Raw genomic sequence first — 12,193 nt, 5'->3', positions numbered from 1 at the left:
CGCCCGGGCCGTCCGGTGTGTCAGTCGCCGGTTCCGGCGGCGACGCGCGCGATGCGCCCGCGGATCGCGTACCAGCCGGCGACGAGTGCGGCGGCGATGAGCGGTACGCACAGCACGGTGGTGCGTCCGGCGCCGCCGTCGGCGTACATGAGGACCAGGACGGTGGCGAGGAAGCCCAGCGTCAGGAGTTCGGTCCAGGGCGAGCCGGGCAACCGGTAGGCGGGGCGGGTCAGTTCGCCGGCCTGGGTCTTCCGCCAGAACAGCAGGTGGCAGACCATGATCATGCCCCAGGTGGCGATGATGCCGATGGCGGCGAGGTTGAGCACGATCTCGAACGCGTCGGCGGGGACGACGAAGTTGAGGACGACGCCGAGCACGCACATGCCGCTGGTGAGCAGGATGCCGCCGTAGGGCACCTGGCTGCGGCTCATCCGGGCGGTGAAGGCCGGGGCCGATCCGTTGACGGCCATGGAGCGCAGGATGCGGCCGGTCGAGTAGAGGCCGGAGTTGAGCGAGGACATCGCCGCGGTGAGGACGACCAGGTTCATCACGCTGCCCGCCGCCGGGACGCCGATGTGGGAGAGCACCGTCACGAAGGGGCTCTGGCCGGAGCTGTACGAGCTCCACGGCATCAGCATCGACAGCAGCACGACCGAGCCGACGTAGAACAGGCCCACGCGCCACATGATCGAGTTGATCGCCTTCGGCATGATCTTCTCGGGGTTCTCGGTCTCCCCGGCCGTCACACCGACCAGTTCGACGGAGGCGTAGGCGAAGACGACGCCCTGGATGATCAGCAGCATCGGCAGCAGGCCGTTGGGGAAGATCCCGCCGTTGTCGGTGATCAGGGACGGACCGGGCACGGTGCCGTCGACGGGGTGCTGGGTGACGAGCAGGAAGATCCCGATGCCCATGAAGACGACCAGGGCGCTGACCTTGACGATGGCGAACCAGAACTCCAGTTCGCCGAAGATCCGCACCGAGATGAGGTTCACGGTGAGGACCACGGCCAGGGCTATGAGCGCGATCACCCATTGCGGGACGTCGGAGAACAGGTGCCAGTAGTGGGTGTACGTGGCGACGGCGGTGATGTCGGCGATGCCGGTGGTCGCCCAGTTGAGGAAGTACATCCAGCCGGCGGTGTACGCGCCCTTCTCCCCCAGGAACTCCCGGGCGTACGACACGAAGGCGCCGGAGGACGGGCGGTACAGGACCAGCTCGCCGAGCGCTCGGACGACGAGGAACGCGAAGACGCCGCAGACGGCGTACGCGACGAACAGGGAGGGCCCGGCATCGGCGAGCCGTCCGCCCGCGCCGAGGAACAGCCCGGTCCCGATCGCGCCGCCGATGGCGATCATGTTGACGTGCCGGGGTTTCAGGGACTTGCTGTAGCCGGTGTCTCCGGCGTCGACGTGACGGGTCGTGGGGCGCTTCTCGTCTTTGAGGAACTGCTCGCTCACGCCTCGGCTCTGCCTTCTCTCGGGGTGTCCGCCCGCTGGGGGCGCACGATGTCGGTCAGGGTGGCCTCCACGCGGTGGAGGTGGTGGGACATCGCCTCGACGGCGTCGGACTCGGAACCGTCGATCAGGGCCTCGACGATCGCCCGGTGCTCGCAGTTGGACTGCTCGCGCCGACCGCCGAGTTCGTTGAGGAAGGTCGACTGACGCGCCAGTGCGTCACGGATCTCCTCGATGACCCGGCGGAACACCGGATTGCCGGAGGCCTCGGCCACCGCCAGGTGGAACACGGTGTCCAGCGCGACCCACGCCGTGGTGTCGGTCTCGCGCTCCATCCGGTCGAGCAGGTGGGCCAGGTGGTCCAGGTCCTCCGGGGTCCGGCGCAGCGCCGCGTACCCGGCGACCGGGATCTCGACGTGCCGGCGCACCTCCAGGAGGTCGCTGGCGGCGTAGTCGCCGAAGGTGGGGTCCTCGACGGTGTTCGCCACGACGAAGGTGCCCTTGCCGGTCTTCGAGACCGTCAGACCCATGGCCTGCAGGGCCCGCAGGGCCTCCCGCAGCACGGGCCTGCTGACCTCCAGGATCCGGCACAGCTCCGCCTCGGACGGAAGCTTGTCACCCACGGCGTACTCACCGCGCTCGATGGCGCTGCGCAGGTGGCCGAACACCGCTTCCATCGCGCTGACGCGCCGCGGGACCGATCCACCTGTCTTGCTGTCTGACAGGTTCACGGGCTGATCCTGGGCCCGGAGCTCCGCGGTGTCAAGACACCGCGGTCGTACCGGTGACTTCGGGTGCACTCCGCCGGACCCGGGCCCTCCGCTCTCCGGCGCGGCTCGGAGCGGGAGGCACGGGCGGAGTCGACCTGGCCGCGGCCACCAGCGCGTGCACCACCGCCGAGTCGAAGGCCATCTCGGGATGCCACTGCACGCCCACCACGAAGCGGTGCCGAGTGCTCTCGATCGCCTCGATGGTGCCGTCCGCCGTGCGCGCACCCACCACCAGGCCGGCCCCGAGGGACTCCACCGCCTGGTGGTGGTGCGTGGCGACGTGGCGCGTCCCCGGGAGGAGCGCGGCGATCCGCGTCCCCGGCACCGTGGTGACGGCGTGCGGCGAGAAGTGCCCGCCGTGCAGGTTGTGCCCGTGGTGACCCACCGCTTCGGGCAGGTGCTGGATCAGCGTGCCGCCCGCGTGCACGTTCAGCAGCTGCATTCCGCGGCACACTCCGAGCACCGGCATGTCCCGCGCCAGGGCCTCGGACAGCACGGCCCACTCCCACCGGTCGCGCTCGTGCACCGGCGGTCCCGTGCAGGGGTGCGGCTGCGCCCCGTACAGCGCGGGATCCACGTCCTCACCGCTGGTCAGGACGATCCCGTCCAGCCGCGCGACGACATCGGCCGCGGCCTCCGGAACGTCCGGCGGCAGGAGGACCACGCGGCCGCCCGCCGCCTGGACGCAGCTGTTGTACGCCGCGGGCAGCAGCGCGGCGGGCAACTCCCACTCCGCCCACTGGGCGTGGGCGAGGTACGTGGTGAGTCCGATGAGTGGCTTGGGCATACCACTTCCTTCCGGGGGTGGCGGGATTCGACCGTCGACGGCCGTCTCCCCCGCAACCCGACCGACGGAGGCGGTGGCGGGCGGGCTGCGGAGGAGGGGGTGCACGGCCCCGACGGGCGCGCGAACGCGCCCGACGACGGTGGGGGTGACCCGCGGACCCGGGCTTGCGCATCCGGGCCGCGAGCAAGAATCCTGCTGCCGTTCACGCTTAAGCACAAGAAAAGACATCTTCGCGACAGATAAGTGAGCGTTAACTCGGTGCAGAGACTCGACCCCCGGCTGCTCGCCACCCTCGAAGCCGTGGTCCGCCACGGCTCCTTCAACGTCGCCGCGCGCGAACTGGGCTACAGCGCGCCCGCCGTCTCCCAACAGATCGCCGAACTGGAACGCCGGGCCGGCCTCATCCTGATAGAGCGCCGCCCGGTGCGCGCCACCCCGGCCGGCATGGTCCTCCTCGACGCCGAACAGCGCGTCCGGAGCGCCCTGGCGGCGGCCTCCGTGGAACTCGACGCGATGCGCGCGGGCACGGCGGGACGGATCAGGCTCGGCGCCTTCGCCTCCTCCGCCGCCGGCATCGTCCCGCAGGCGCTGGCGGAGCTCCACGCGGCCTACCCCGACGTCCGGGTCAGCCTGTCCCAGGTGGAGCCCGAAGCCGGCTACAGCCGGCTCAAACGGGGCGACATGGACCTGGCCCTCACGTACGACTACGACTTCATCCCGGTACCGCCGCCCCGGACGCTGCGCCGACTGCTGGTCGCCCGGGACCCGGTGGTGGCGGTCGTCCCGGCCGACCACCCCCTCGCCGACCGGGACGTCATCGCCCTGGCCGACCTCGCCTCGGAGACGTGGATCGCCGCCCCCGAGGCCGCCCTGCGCCTGGAACTGCTCGCCCAGATGGCCAGGACTCCCGGCTTCCAGGCCCGCCTGGACTACGACGGCGACGACTTCAACACCGTGCTCGGCTTCGTGGCCGCCGGCCTGTGCGTCGCCGTCATGCCCAGGCTGGCGCTGCCCCCGGGCAGCGCGCAGGTCGTGGCCCGCCCCCTCGCCGACCCGGAGCTGACGCGTTTCATCTACACCGTCCGCATCGACACCCGGCACGCCCCGTGCGCCCTCCTGGCCCTGGAACGGATGCTCGCCGCGCAGGCGCAGGCCGCCCTCTCCTGAGCGGGGGCAACGCCGCACGGTTCGGAGCGTTGCCGGCCCGCCTGCGGGCCGGCCCTGCGGGCAGTCCCTCAGGCTTCCGAGTGGACGCTCCGGTCGGCGGTGAGCCGCTCGCGCCACTCGGCCACGGCGCCGGGGGACATCGCCGCGAGACCGGCGATCACCTCGTCGTCCCGCCCGTCGGTCCAGCTGAGGACCCGGGTCAGGACGGTGTTCCGGACCAGGCGGACCTCCTTCAGCAACTCCTCCAGGCGCTTCAGCTCCTCCCCGGTGGCGGCGAGCGTGTCGTCGATCGCCGCCCTTTCCTCGGCCCGCTGTTGCCGCAGGTGGGCCGGCAGGCCGGTGAGGACCACACCGTCGTCGGCCGCGGCGCTGCGGAACGTCTCGGCGAGATGGTTCAACACGCAGTCGGGGGCGTCGGCGAGGCTCGCTCCCACGACCTTCGCGCCCTCCCAGCTGCTCCGTCCGGCGTCGGTGGTCCGCAGCCAGATCCCGGCTTCGACCGGGGTCCGGTCGCCGCAGGCGGCCGCACGGTAGGCGTACAGGGCGGCCCGGTGGCCGTAGAAGGTGTAGCCCTCCTCGATCCGGACGCCCGCCGTAGCGCACATCAGGCCCGGAACGCCGCCGTATCCGGAATCGGCCTGGTAAGCGGCACAGCCGTCGAGCTCGGCGTCGGTGGCTGTCGCCCAGGCCGGGTCGCAGAGCTCGGGGTTGCGGGCGAGGAAGTCCTGCACTTCGATCCGCCACGCGGGAACCGGGCTCATGCGGGGTTCGGACCAGGTCACGGTTCCCGTCGCGTCGAGCGTGAACCGGCAGGCCTGTTCGAGATCGGTCCAGGCCGTGGCGGCTTCGGCGGACCATTCCGGATCCCCGCCCGGGCCCACTCGGTGCAGCGAGCCGATCACCCGCTGGACCAGGGGCAGTAGCCGCCGGACGAGCGCATGGAGTTCCTCGACACCGAAGAAGCGCCAGGTGTCGGCTCCCCGGTCGTCGACGGTCCGGTGGGTGAGCGGGATCACGAACACGGCCGGGGACGGCAGTGCGCCGTCGCCGACCGTGGCCCGGCGATGTCCCGGGAGCGAGTCGGCGACCTCCTCGTCCTGTGTCCGCCAGTCGGTGTCCCCGAACCAGATGGCGCCGGTGGCGACATCGACGGCGATCCACTGCTGGTAGCAGTTGCCCGGCCCGAACCGGTCCCGGCGGTGCTCGGCCTGCCGGTCGTGCCACACGTATTCCGCTGGAGGCGGACTGAACTGGACGGCGACGAAGCCGTCCTGCGGGGTGTATCCGACGACCACGTGTGCCGTTGGTTTGCTGTGCTCGGTCCCGGACATGCGGCTCCCTCCGTGCCGGACCGTGGCGGGTCCACCACTGTGCGGCACCGAGCCTGCCCTGTGAGAGCCGTACGATCAAATCCGATCAGTTGCGGACTTCTCGTCCTGCGACGAGCAGGAATCGGACCTTGACGCCGCGCGGTCGGGCGGCGCATGATCGAGCCGAGAACCTGTCAGACAGCAAGACGGGTAGCTTGGTTCAACGCTCACACCGAAGGAATCGGTTCCGCCCGCACGTGCGCCGACCATGGTTGTCCCCGTAACGGTCCGCGGTGTTGGGCTCGGAGTGACGAAAAGTATCAGACGATCACCCCGCTTTGAGAAGGGTGTAGCCGGATGATCTCCTGATGGCTCGTGGTGGGTCAGCGGGTCCTGAAGCGGCGGTAGAGGTTCCGGGCCACGAACACCCCCGGCCCGCCGAAGCCGACGAGGTCAACGCGCCCCTCACCGGTGATGTCGCCGACGAAGCGGGGGTGCCGGTCGACCCGCCAGGCGCCCGCGTCGTCGCTGTAGCCGAAGCCGCGGCACACCAACTGAGGCTGCCCGAACCGGCCGTCGCCGAGGCCTTGCGACGCCCAGACGCCCTCGTCACCGAAGCCGACGATGTCCGGGGTGCCGTCGCCGGTGACGTCGGCGAGGAACCGCAGGTGCTTCTTGGGCGTCCACCCCTGCGCCGTCCCGAAGTCGTTCAGGACCAGCTTGGCGGGCTCGAAGGTGCCGTCGCCGCGCCCGCGGGACACCGCGACGCCCTGCGGGCCGAACCCGACGATGTCCATGGGCCCGTCGGCGGTGGTCCTGACCAGGAAGCGGGGGTGTTTCGCGACCGACTTCCAGCCCTGGACGGTCCCGAAGTCGCCCAGGACGAGCGAGGGTTCGGTGAACGTGCCGTCGTCGCCCTGGAGGGAGACCCAGACGCCCTCGTCGTGGCAGCCGACGAGGTCGAGGCGGCCGTCGCCGGTGGTGTCGGCGAGGAAGCGGGGGTGCCTGTCGAGGAGCCAGCCGCCCGCCTTCTCGCCGTGGCCGAACGCCCTGAGGGCCGGCTCATCCGGGAGATCGGCGAACGTGCCGTCGTCGGCCTGGAGGGAGATCCAGACGCCGTCCTCGTGGCAGCCGACGAGGTCGAGGCGGCCGTCGCCGGTGGTGTCGGCGAGGAAGCGGGGGTGCTGGTCGGCGAGCCAGCCACCGGCCTTCGGGTCGCTGCCGAACGCCTTGAGGACCAACTTGCCGGCGGCAGGGGCGAACTTGCCGCCGTCGCCCTGGAGGGACACCCGGACGCCGTCGGCGGCCAGCACCACGACATCGGGCTTGCCGCTGCCCGTGGTGTCGGCGAGGGTCCACAGGTCGGTGGGCGCCAGGGCGGGCGCGGACTTGTACAGGGCCTGCTCGTCGTCGAAGGTGCCGTCGCCCCGACTGGGCGCCGTCACGGCCCCCTTGGCGGGCCGAAGTGCCACGATGTCGTGCCGCCCCGCCCCCGTGCGGTCGGCGAGGAACCGCGCACCGGCACCGGCCCACCAACCCGGTTGACCAGGAACGCGGTTGGGCCCCTCGCCGGTCCACTCCCCGGCGGTCTTGTCGCTCCCGAACTGCTCCAGGACGAGCAGCATGTCGCTGAAGGAGGGGGTGGCGCCGGGGACCATCCGCAGCGCGGTCGAGCGGACCAGGGGCCAGGACCGGCGGCCGTTCCAGTGGTCGCGCTGGGCGAAGCGCAGCACCAGGTCGCTGGTGCGGACGGGTTCGGCGGTGACGAAGCGCCAGCGCTGGCTCTTCGCGGCGTCGTCGTACCTGCGCAGGACGACACGGATCTCGGGCTCATCGGCGTCGTCCTCGTCACGGTCGGGGAGGTCGAGGACGGTGCCGTCGGTCACGCTCTCGATGAAGTAGAGGCCCGCCTCACCCTCGACAGGGACGACGTGCCACTGCTGGTCCTTCTTGCCCGCTGCGGCGGCCGACCGGCGGACGCCGCCGTCCTTGCTGATGGGTTCGAGCGCCTTGTTGTCGGCCGCGTTGCGGATCACATAGCCCTGGTCGTCCTGCTCGAACCCGCCGTTCGCGGTCTGCACGGGGGCGAGCTGCCACTGCTCCGGGCTCGGGCCGTCCCCGGGGAAGCCGCGGACGACCAGTGCCCCGTCCGAGTTCGGCGTCGGCGGGGCGCCGAGGGTCTTCCCCGTGGCGGCGTTGACGATCTCCAGCTTCAGTTCTTGCGTGGGCACGGGCATCGTGGCGCCTCTTCCAACTCTTCAAGGCATTAGGGGATTTGGCTAGGGACGGTGGTGACGCGGCGACGGGCTCGGCTCACGTGAAGACGTGGTGGTACGGCACGTTCCACTCGTTGGGCAGCCGCGGGTAGAAGGTGTTGATGATCGTCCCGGTGAAGTCTCCGCCCCAGTTGTAGGTGGTGCGCACCTCGTTGTCGGGCGTCACCGCGTAGTCCTTGAAGCCGAGGATGGCGTCGGGGTGGGTGATCGGCACGAAGGTGATCCCGCCCCACGGTGTCACCGAGACGACGAAGAGCTGGGTGTCCTCGGGGGCGCCGTTCTTGCCGCGCCACTTGTCGCCGACCTTGCTGGGGAGGCCGACCTGCACGGTGTCGGCCGCCGTGGCCTTCGGGGCGTCCTGGTGGACGCTGATGCGGCGCCGCTGCGGCTTCGGGGTGCCGTCGTCGCCGCGCCCGGCGGCGGTGCCGGCCGGATCGATGGGCGCGGGCATCGTCTGGCCGGCGGCGCTCTCCAGGAAGTAGAGCGGTCGCTGCCCGAAGAAGCCGCCGGGCGTGATGTACCAGAGGTGGCCCTTCGCGTCCTTGGTGTCCGGGTCCAGCGTGGTGGCCAGCTTGACGCCCTTGTCGTGGACCGAGTCCTTGAGCTCGACGGGCCGCAAGTAGCCGCCGTTGAAGGCGTGCACGAGCATGACCGGGCGGTTCTCGATCAGTGCCGCCACGATCGCGTTGTCGTAGCTGTTCACCGCCACCGGGCCGCCGACCACCAAATTCGCCATCGCGGTGCGTTCTTGGGTGTACATCGCGGAAACCTCACCTGTTCGGGATGTGGGAGAACAATGCTTCGGACGCTCGGTTCAGGAGTGCATTTGCACGGAAACTGCCAGCGGCGCCACGGTTCCATAATCACCAACTGGTGTGTAGAGCACGGAGGTTGCTTCACCCGAACGAGTGTCATGCGGGGACAGGTCGCTTCCGGCGATAAGGCCCGTGCTAGCTTCGGTCGCCGGAACGTGCGCACAATTCTGTTCCCATTTCACCGAGTTCACCGATCGCGGTTCGACCGGATCATTCGAGGACATCATCCGAGGACGGGGAATGCCTTCCAACGCATACAACCTGGATCGGGCCAAGCGCCAGCCGCTGACCAAGAAGAACCTGCGGGAACTGGGCATCGAGCAGACCTGGCAAGCCATCCTGGAGCACCCCAGCCTGGTCTACGTCGACGATTACGGCGTACAGCACAAACCCGTCGGCTTCTCCGTCAACAAGGCGAGCTTCGGCACCTTCCCCGGTACGGCCCACCAACTCGGCTGGCTCGCCTACATGAACCTCGGCGAGCCGCTGATCGAGGAGCGGCGCGACATCCAGCAGCCGCCGCCCGACATGTTCTCCTCGCGCAGCTACGTCAACCGCAGCCTGACGTCCGACATGAGCTTCACCGACACGGTCGACTTCACCGTCTCGAACGCCGTCACCTGGTCACTGCAGGGGTCGTCCCAGCTGACCTTCGGCGGCAACGTCAGCGCGCAACTCCAGCTGCAGTTGCAGAACCAGCTCCAACTGAGCCTCCAGGGACAGCTCCAGGGACAGCTCCAGGGACAGCTCAGCGCCCAGCTGCAGAACGCCATGGCCAACAAGTGCACCGCCACGGTGACCAACAAGAACAGCAAGGACAACGTCGGGTTGGACAACGCGAACGCCACCGAGAACGGCGTGACCAACACGATGTCCACTACGGCGCAGGCCTCCGCCACGGCCACCGCGACATCCTCGATCACGGACTCGGTGGCGTTCACGACCACGGGCAGCGCCACCGGGAGCGCGCAGCTCAACGCCGCGTTGATGCAGGGCATCACGGCCTCCGTCGGTGGCACCCTGACCACCAGCTGGAAGTCCACCTCGCAGATCTCCGGCAAGGTCCCGCCGACCACCCGGATGGCGACCATCGCCAGCCAGCGGCGCACCCGCAAGCAGTACTCCTACGAGATCCCGGTGACCTTCTCCGGGCTGCTCGCCGTGCAGTACGACGTGCCGGTGGCGGTTCTTTCGCCACCGCAGCCCGGGGACTACCCCGGCCTCGCCAAGTTGGTGGCCCGCGACATCGCCGACCTCGACCTGGCGGGCGGCGGCTTCCGGATGAAGGGGCTGGCCGAGGTGGTCTCCGCTCTGGAGGTCCACCACACGATGTTCGACGGCGAGAGCCTGACCGACAGCGAACGAGACCTTTTCAAACTGCCCTGACCGAGCTGTTCCAACAGCCGTGAACGGGCGCGGCGCCGCCACGACGACCAGAGGTGACAACCATGGTGTTCGGCAACATCTTCGAATCCGCGGGCACGGGCGCGGGGCTCTTCTCGGTGATCTCCGACGGCGACAAGCCGGAGCCCGGCGCGGACGTCGACTTCGAGGACTCCGACGACGAGACGTACGACGACACGACCACGAGCCTGTTCACCAGCGGGATCCACGGGGCCAACAACCGGGCAAAGATCGTGCAGGAGCAGTCGCCCGAAGCACGGGCCATCCTGGGTTTCCTCGGCTCCTTCGTCCAGACCACCCAGGCCTCGGCCGGCACGCAGGCGCAGTACGCCAAGGACCCCGGTTCGGTCTCCACGGCCGCGGCCGGCCGCATGCGGGCAGCCAGTCCGACGGTGACCCAGAACGACGATCTCCAGAAGGCCCCGGACTTGGTGAGCAGGCCGAAGAGGGACGACTACAAAAAGCCCCCCAAGCCGGAGAAGCCGACCGTGGAGGCCCCCGAGCCCCCCGCGACGCCCGAGGCCACCAAGCCGACCGCGGAGGCCCCCGAGCCCCCCGCGACGCCCAAGGCCACCAAGCCGACCGCGGCCGACCCGTCGAGCTCCCAGTAGTGGTCGACCGCGAAGGGGGTCAGGGGCGCTGCCGCCCCTGACCCCCTTCGCATGTGTCAGAGCTCGTGTCAGACGGGGAGCAGCTGCCACTGCCGGTTGCGGTGGTCGCCGTCCGCCTCGTACTGCTTGATCGCCGCCGGCCCCGTGGCATCGACGCGCAGCACCAGACCGCTGTGCCGGTTGGCGATCTCGAACACCCGGGGGCTGTCGCTCGCGGGGCCGATGGGGATCAGCCGCCACTGCTGGTGGTGTGCGTCAACGCCCTGGTAGGCGCCCTGCGCCGCCACCGCACCGGCGGCCTCCTCCGCTTCGAGGATCTCCAGGACCTTGCCGCTGCGCACGTTCTCGAACCTGTAGAGCACCTCGCCGTCCTGCTGGCCCGCCACCACCAAGCGCCACCGCTGGTGCTCCCGGGGGACGGCGAGGGACTGGTGGATCTCGGCCCCGTCCTCGGTGGACTCGCGCAGCACGCCCATCCGCAGCCTGCTGCGGACGTTGGCCCAGGAGACCACCGTGCCCGACGCGGGCAGACCGGCCATCAACGGCGAGGCGATCTTCCGGATCCGGTGACCGCCGTACTCGGCGATGTAGAGCGTGTCGACGCTGTCCAGGGCGAGCGCGGACGGGAGGCTCACCTGGGCCTTGTCGGCCGGGCCGTTGTCACCGGTGGAGGCGGCAGTGCCGGTGCCGGCGATGGTGGTGATCGTGCCGTCGGCCGCGACCTTCCTGATCCGGTGGTTGGCGTGATCGGCGATGTAGAGCACACCGGTGCTGTCCACCACCACCGCCAAGGGGCTGTTCAGTCGGGCCTTGGTGGCCGGGCCGTTGTCACCGGTGGAGCCGGCGGTGCCGGTGCCGGCGATGGTGGTGATCGTGCCGTCGGCCGTGACCTTCCTGATCCGGTGGTTGCTGCCGTCGGCGATGTAGAGGGCGCCCGCGCCGTCCACCGCCAGCCCGCGCGGGTAGTACAGCTGGGCCTTGTTGGCCGGGCCGTTGTCACCGCTGAAGCCCGCGACCCCGGTCCCCGCGACCGTGCTGATCCGGCCGTCCGTGGTGATCCTCCTGACCCGGTGGCCGTTGTAGTCGGAGATGTAGAGGATGCCGGTGCTGTCCACCGTCACCGCCAACGGGTAGTTCAGCTGGGCCTTGTTGGCCGGGCCGTTGTCACCGGTGGAGGCGGCGGAGCCGGTTCCGGCGATGGTGGTGATCGTGCCGTCGGCCGTGATCTTCCGGATCCGCTGGTTGGCGGCGTCGGCGATGTAGAGGGTGCCCGCGCGGTCCGCCGCCAGTCCGCGGGGCTGGTTCAACTGGGCCTTGTTGGCCGGGCCGTTGTCACCGCTGAAGCTCGCGGAAGCGGTGCCGGCGATGGTGCTGATCCGGCCGTCCGTGGTGACCTTCCGGATCCGGTTGTTGCTGTAGTCGGCGATGTAGAGGGTGCCCGTGCTGTCCACCGTCACCCCCAGCGGGTAGTTCAGCTGGGCCGAAGCGGCAGGGCCGCCGTCCCCGGCGAACCCTCCTGTACCCGTCCCCGCGGCCGTGGCGATCGGAGGGACGGACGGGTTGTTGGGAGTGCTCATCGTCATTCCTTCGGTCGTG

Annotated in this window: 10 protein-coding genes; 3 read left to right on the top strand and 7 right to left on the bottom strand. The window is 70.2% G+C overall.

Features of this window, described 5'->3' with window-relative positions:
* Positions 1–20: 20 nt before the first annotated feature.
* The 3 genes from CRP52_RS27635 to CRP52_RS27625 form a co-directional block, all read right to left on the bottom strand.
* Complete coding sequence (locus CRP52_RS27635) at positions 21–1,460, bottom strand: amino acid permease (protein ID WP_097238864.1); 1,440 nt, start codon at positions 1,458–1,460, stop codon at positions 21–23.
* Positions 1,457–2,134, bottom strand: a complete 678-nt coding sequence (locus CRP52_RS27630) for a FadR/GntR family transcriptional regulator (protein ID WP_097238863.1) — start codon at positions 2,132–2,134, stop codon at positions 1,457–1,459. Before CRP52_RS27630 ends, CRP52_RS27635 begins: the two co-directional genes overlap by 4 nt.
* Positions 2,135–2,219: 85 nt before the next feature.
* Entirely contained in the window at positions 2,220–3,014 is a 795-nt protein-coding gene (locus tag CRP52_RS27625) for a gamma-glutamyl-gamma-aminobutyrate hydrolase family protein (RefSeq protein ID WP_097238862.1), read from the bottom strand.
* A 258-nt stretch (positions 3,015–3,272) separates the two neighbouring features.
* Here CRP52_RS27625 and CRP52_RS27620 point away from each other — a divergent pair, with 258 nt between their 5' ends.
* Positions 3,273–4,181, top strand: coding sequence for a LysR substrate-binding domain-containing protein (locus CRP52_RS27620; RefSeq protein ID WP_179852939.1), 909 nt, complete (start codon positions 3,273–3,275; stop codon positions 4,179–4,181).
* A gap of 68 nt (positions 4,182–4,249) precedes the next feature.
* Here the strand turns inward: CRP52_RS27620 and CRP52_RS27615 are convergent, their stop codons facing one another.
* From CRP52_RS27615 to CRP52_RS27605, 3 genes are all read right to left on the bottom strand, one after another.
* Entirely contained in the window at positions 4,250–5,512 is a 1,263-nt protein-coding gene (locus CRP52_RS27615) for a hypothetical protein (RefSeq protein WP_143685834.1), read from the bottom strand.
* Positions 5,513–5,874: 362 nt separating this feature from the next.
* Complete coding sequence (locus CRP52_RS27610) at positions 5,875–7,728, bottom strand: RICIN domain-containing protein (protein WP_097238859.1); 1,854 nt, start codon at positions 7,726–7,728, stop codon at positions 5,875–5,877.
* 76 nt (positions 7,729–7,804) lie between these two features.
* Positions 7,805–8,527, bottom strand: coding sequence for a hypothetical protein (locus CRP52_RS27605; protein WP_097238858.1), 723 nt, complete (start codon positions 8,525–8,527; stop codon positions 7,805–7,807).
* 295 nt (positions 8,528–8,822) lie between these two features.
* Here CRP52_RS27605 and CRP52_RS27600 point away from each other — a divergent pair, with 295 nt between their 5' ends.
* A complete protein-coding gene (locus tag CRP52_RS27600; RefSeq protein WP_097238857.1) occupies positions 8,823–9,968 on the top strand; it encodes a hypothetical protein in 1,146 nt (381 codons plus the stop codon).
* A 62-nt stretch (positions 9,969–10,030) separates the two neighbouring features.
* On the top strand, positions 10,031–10,597 hold the full coding sequence (locus tag CRP52_RS27595) for a hypothetical protein (RefSeq protein ID WP_097238856.1): 567 nt from the start codon (positions 10,031–10,033) through the stop codon (positions 10,595–10,597).
* 68 nt (positions 10,598–10,665) lie between these two features.
* Here the strand turns inward: CRP52_RS27595 and CRP52_RS27590 are convergent, their stop codons facing one another.
* Positions 10,666–12,174 carry an NHL domain-containing protein gene (locus CRP52_RS27590; protein ID WP_257032879.1) on the bottom strand — a complete coding sequence of 503 codons (1,509 nt, stop codon included), beginning with the start codon at positions 12,172–12,174 and terminating at the stop codon, positions 10,666–10,668.
* Between the last annotated feature and the right edge of the window lie 19 nt (positions 12,175–12,193).

The sequence above is a fragment of the Streptomyces sp. 1331.2 genome (genome assembly GCF_900199205.1).
Classification (GTDB): domain Bacteria; phylum Actinomycetota; class Actinomycetes; order Streptomycetales; family Streptomycetaceae; genus Kitasatospora.
The sequence above is the reverse complement of the archived record's forward strand: the minus strand, read 5'-3'. Positions and strand labels throughout refer to the sequence as shown.

What these genes read in the sequence shown, in the direction of transcription:
- CRP52_RS27605 (WP_097238858.1), bottom strand. Translation starts at nt 8,527, where the DNA reads ATGTACACCCAAGAACGCACCGCGATGGCGAATTTGGTGGTCGGCGGC.
- CRP52_RS27590 (WP_257032879.1), bottom strand. Translation starts at nt 12,174, where the DNA reads ATGAGCACTCCCAACAACCCGTCCGTCCCTCCGATCGCCACGGCCGCG.
- CRP52_RS27630 (WP_097238863.1), bottom strand. Translation starts at nt 2,134, where the DNA reads ATGGAAGCGGTGTTCGGCCACCTGCGCAGCGCCATCGAGCGCGGTGAG.
- CRP52_RS27615 (WP_143685834.1), bottom strand. Translation starts at nt 5,512, where the DNA reads ATGTCCGGGACCGAGCACAGCAAACCAACGGCACACGTGGTCGTCGGA.
- CRP52_RS27610 (WP_097238859.1), bottom strand. Translation starts at nt 7,728, where the DNA reads ATGCCCGTGCCCACGCAAGAACTGAAGCTGGAGATCGTCAACGCCGCC.
- CRP52_RS27600 (WP_097238857.1), top strand. Translation starts at nt 8,823, where the DNA reads ATGCCTTCCAACGCATACAACCTGGATCGGGCCAAGCGCCAGCCGCTG.
- CRP52_RS27625 (WP_097238862.1), bottom strand. Translation starts at nt 3,014, where the DNA reads ATGCCCAAGCCACTCATCGGACTCACCACGTACCTCGCCCACGCCCAG.
- CRP52_RS27595 (WP_097238856.1), top strand. Translation starts at nt 10,031, where the DNA reads ATGGTGTTCGGCAACATCTTCGAATCCGCGGGCACGGGCGCGGGGCTC.